Genomic DNA, 4,157 nt, shown 5'->3' with positions numbered 1-4,157 from the left:
ACACCACCGTGCAACTCGAAGCGCACGCCCCGTCCGTACCGCCCTCCGAGACGATCCCCCCGCCCGGTCAGATCACCGGCCTCCTCGGCCCCTCCGGCTGCGGCAAGTCCACCCTCATGCGCGCCCTCGTCGGCACCCAGGCCAAAGTCACCGGGACGCTGACCGTCCTCGGCCGCCCCGCGGGCGACCCCGAGCTCCGCTCCCGCATCGGCTACGTCACCCAGAGCCCCTCCGTCTACGCCGACCTGACCGTCCGGCAGAACCTCGCGTACTTCGCCGCCGTCCTCCTCCCGGGCCGCCGCCACCGAGAACCCCGCGAGGAGGCCGTCACCCGCGTCCTGCACGACGTCGACCTCACCACCCACGCCGACGACCTCGCCGCCAACCTCTCCGGCGGCCAGCGCAGCCGCGCCTCCCTCGCCGTCGCTCTGCTCGGCACCCCCGAGCTGCTCGTCCTCGACGAGCCGACCGTCGGCCTGGACCCCGTCCTCCGCCGCGACCTGTGGGACCTCTTCCACCGCATCGCCGCCGACCGCGGCACGACCCTCCTCATCTCCTCCCATGTCATGGACGAGGCCGAGCGCTGCCACCGCCTCCTCCTCATGCGCGACGGCGAACTCCTCGCGGACGACACCCCCGACGGCCTCCGCCGCCGCCACGACACGGCCACCGTCGAAGAGGCCTTCCTCCACCTCGTCGACACCGCCGCCGCCATGGGGGCCACCGCCGCCACCGAAACCCGCACCCCGCACCCCGAGGACCCCTCATGAGCGCCCGCCCGCCGCGCTTCGGACCCTTCCTCTCGCGCACCCTCGCCACCGCCGCCCGCGTCCTGCGCCAGCTCCGTCACGACCCCCGGACCATCGCGCTGATGCTCCTCGTCCCGGTCCTGATGATCACCCTGCTCCGGTACGTCTTCGACGGCAGCCCGCAGGTCTTCGACAACATCGGCGCATCCCTGCTCGGCATCTTCCCGCTGATCACCATGTTCCTGGTGACCTCCATCGCCACGCTGCGCGAACGCACCTCCGGCACCCTCGAACGCCTTCTCGCCATGCCCCTCGGCAAGGCCGAACTCATCACCGGCTACGCCCTTGCATTCGGTGCGATCGCCGTCCTCCAGTCACTCCTCGCCACCGGCACCGCCCTCTGGCTGCTCGGCCTGGACGTGGTCGGCTCCCCCTGGCTCCTCCTTCTCGTCGCCCTGCTCGACGCGCTCCTCGGCACCGCCCTCGGCCTGTTCGTCTCGGCGTTCGCCGCGTCCGAGTTCCAGGCCGTCCAGTTCATGCCGGCCGTGATCTTCCCGCAGCTCCTCCTGTGCGGCCTGTTCACCGCGCGCGAGAACATGCACCCGGCCCTCGAAGCCCTCTCGAACGTCCTGCCCATGTCGTACGCCGTCGACGGCATGAACCAGGTCCTCCGCCACACCGAGGTGACCGGCGACTTCATCCGCGACGCCCTGATCGTCGCCGCCTGCGGCCTCGCCGTCCTCACCCTCGGCGCCGCCACCCTCCGCCGCCGCACGGCCTGAGCCGCACACCGGGCCCCGCCCCGCAGCGCGTACCGCCCCTCGGACAGCCCGGCCCCGCCCCGCCCCCCGGTGAAAGGATGGAGGCGGCAAGAAACCCCACGGCGAGGTGAACAGAGCAGATGACCCAGACAGTCGCAGTCCTCGGCACCGGAAAGATCGGCGAGGCCCTCCTCAGCGGCATGATCCGCGCCGGCTGGCCGACCACCCACCTGCTGGTCACCGCCCGCCGCCCGGAACGCGCCGAGGAACTCCGCGAGCGGTACGGCGTCGAGGCCGTCTCCAACGCCGACGCCGCCAAGCAGGCCGACACCCTCATCCTCGCCGTCAAACCCCAGGACATGGGCAGGCTCCTCGACGAACTCGCTCACCATGTCTCCCGCGACCGCCTCGTCATCAGCGCAGCCGCCGGCATCACCACCGCGTTCATCGAGGAGCGCCTCGCCCCCGACACCCCCGTCGTCCGCGTCATGCCCAACACCCCCGTCCTGGTCGACGAGGGCATGTCGGTCATCTCCGCCGGCAGCCACGCCACCGGCGACCACCTCGCGCACGCCGAGGAGATCTTCGGAGGCGTCGGCAAGACCCTCCGCGTCCCCGAGTCCCAGCAGGACGCCGCCACCGCTCTCTCCGGCTCCGGCCCCGCCTACTTCTACTTCCTCGTCGAAGCCATGACCGACGCGGGCATCCTTCTCGGCCTGCCCCGCGCCCAGGCCCACGACCTGATCGTCCAGGCCGCCATCGGCGCCGCCGTCATGCTCCGCGACAGCGGCGAGCACCCCGTCAAACTGCGCGAAGCGGTGACCTCCCCGGCGGGCACCACCATCAGCGCCATCCGCGAACTGGAGAACCACGGCGTCCGCGCGGCCCTCATCGCCGCCCTCGAAGCCGCCCGCGACCGCAGCCGCGAACTCGCCTCCGGCAACGGCTGACCCCAGGGGGCGGGGCGGGCCGACACCACGACGACAGGCCCGCCCCTCTCCCGCTCACACCGGCGGCAGCAGCCCCACCGCCCGATAGGCCCGGTCCACCACCGGCCGCGCCAGCCCCCGAGCCCGTCCGGCCCCCGTCCGCAGCACCCCGTCCACATACCCGGGGTCGGCCACCAGCTCGGCATGCCGCTTCCGCACCGGCCGCAGCAGTTCCACCACCGCGTCCGCGACATCCCGCTTCAGTGCTCCGTACGAGGAGTACTCCGCCGCGACCGCCGCCGGATCACACTCCTCACCCCGGCACGCAGCGAGCACATCCAGCAGGTTCGCGAGCCCGGGCCCTGCCTCCCGGTCGTACACGACATCCGACCCGCTGTCGGTCACCGCCCGCATGACCTTCTTCCGTACGGCCTCGGGCTCATCGAGCAGATAGACGATCCCCGCCCCGCTCTCGTGCGACTTCCCCATCTTCGACCGCGGGTCCTGGAGGTCCATGACCCGGGCGGCCACCCGCGGATGGGTCGCCCGCGGCACGGTGAAGGTGTGCCCGTACCGCTGGTTGAACCGCACAGCCAGATCCCGGGTCAGCTCCACGTGCTGCGCCTGGTCGTCTCCCACCGGAACCTCGTCCGTCCCGTACGCGAGGATGTCCGCCGCCATCAGCACCGGATACGTCAGCAGTGACAGCCGCACACTCCCGCCCCGGGCCCGTTCCGCCGCCGCCTTCTCCTTGTACTGGATCATGCGCCGCATCTCCCCGTCGGTGGCGACGCACTCCAGCAGATACGACAGCCGCGCGTGCTCGTCCACATGACTCTGTACGAAGAGAGTGCACCGCTCCGGATCCAGCCCGGACGCCAGCAGCAGCGTCGCTGCCTGCCGGCTGAGCCGCCGCACCCGCGCGGGATCGTGCTCCACGGTCAGGGCGTGCAGATCGACGATGCCGAACAGCGCCTCCGCCCTGTGCTGGTCCTTCCGGACCCACCGCCGCACGGCCCCCAGGTAGTTGCCCAGCGTCAGATGCCCGGTCGGCTTGATCCCGCTGAAGATCCGCGTCATGTGGTCCTCCCTCTCACTCTGTGACCCCGCGGACTGCGGCCGGGCCACCCACCGGGAGGAGGGAGAGACACGAACGGCCGCCGAGGGCGGCGGCCGTCTGCATGCGTCAACCGGGCCGCCGTCAGGCGGCCCACCACTGAAGGAACGACGCATGTGCTGTCATGCCCTCAGGTTACGGGACGGACCCGGGTTGACAGAGGGTTTTCCGATCCGTAGTGTTCTCCGAGTTGTCCGACGTGAGCGCCGACTCCGGTCGGTCCCCGGGCAGCCACTCCGCAAGAACCACCCTCAGTGAGCGACCTGGCGTCGCGCCACTTTGCGTGTGATTTTTCGGAATGCAGAATCCACGTTCGAAAGAACGGGCCCGATTAGCGTCGAGCCGCTAGATTCGCTAAAGTTCACGACGTCGGAACGGCCCGAGCGGCCGGAAAGACAACTCCTGCTGACTGGGAGTCAGGCCCGAAAGGATCTGATAGAGTCGGAACCGCCGGAAAGGGAAACGCGAAAGCGAAGAACAGACCGGCAAGCCCGCTCCAGCGGGTGGCAGAAACGGAAAACGGATCTGCTAAGCTGGAAACACCGAAGGGAAGCGCCCGGAGGAAAGCCTGAGAGAGTCTCTCGGGTGAGTACGAAGGAAG

At 70.5% G+C, this 4,157-nt stretch carries 4 protein-coding genes; 3 read left to right on the top strand and 1 reads right to left on the bottom strand.

The window, feature by feature from the left end:
• Positions 1–8 precede the first annotated feature (8 nt).
• The 3 genes from I3F58_RS29050 (at position 9) to proC (ending at position 2,460) form a co-directional block, all read left to right on the top strand.
• Positions 9–770: an ABC transporter ATP-binding protein gene (locus I3F58_RS29050; protein WP_240111699.1), complete on the top strand. Its 762-nt coding sequence runs from the start codon at positions 9–11 to the stop codon at positions 768–770.
• Positions 767–1,531 (top strand): ABC transporter permease, encoded by a 765-nt coding sequence (locus tag I3F58_RS29045; RefSeq protein WP_240111698.1) that lies wholly within the window; start codon positions 767–769, stop codon positions 1,529–1,531. The genes I3F58_RS29050 and I3F58_RS29045 overlap by 4 nt, the downstream gene beginning before the upstream one ends.
• Before the next feature lie 119 nt (positions 1,532–1,650).
• Entirely contained in the window at positions 1,651–2,460 is an 810-nt protein-coding gene (gene proC / locus I3F58_RS29040; protein WP_240111697.1) for a pyrroline-5-carboxylate reductase, read from the top strand.
• Positions 2,461–2,514: 54 nt separating this feature from the next.
• Here the strand turns inward: proC and trpS are convergent, their stop codons facing one another.
• Positions 2,515–3,519 (bottom strand): tryptophan--tRNA ligase, encoded by a 1,005-nt coding sequence (gene trpS, locus I3F58_RS29035; RefSeq protein ID WP_240111696.1) that lies wholly within the window; start codon positions 3,517–3,519, stop codon positions 2,515–2,517.
• Between the last annotated feature and the right edge of the window lie 638 nt (positions 3,520–4,157).

The sequence above is a fragment of the Streptomyces sp. MUM 203J genome (assembly GCF_022414595.1).
GTDB lineage: Bacteria > Actinomycetota > Actinomycetes > Streptomycetales > Streptomycetaceae > Streptomyces.
Note: the sequence above shows the minus strand (reverse complement) of the source record. Positions and strands in the feature narration are given on the sequence as shown.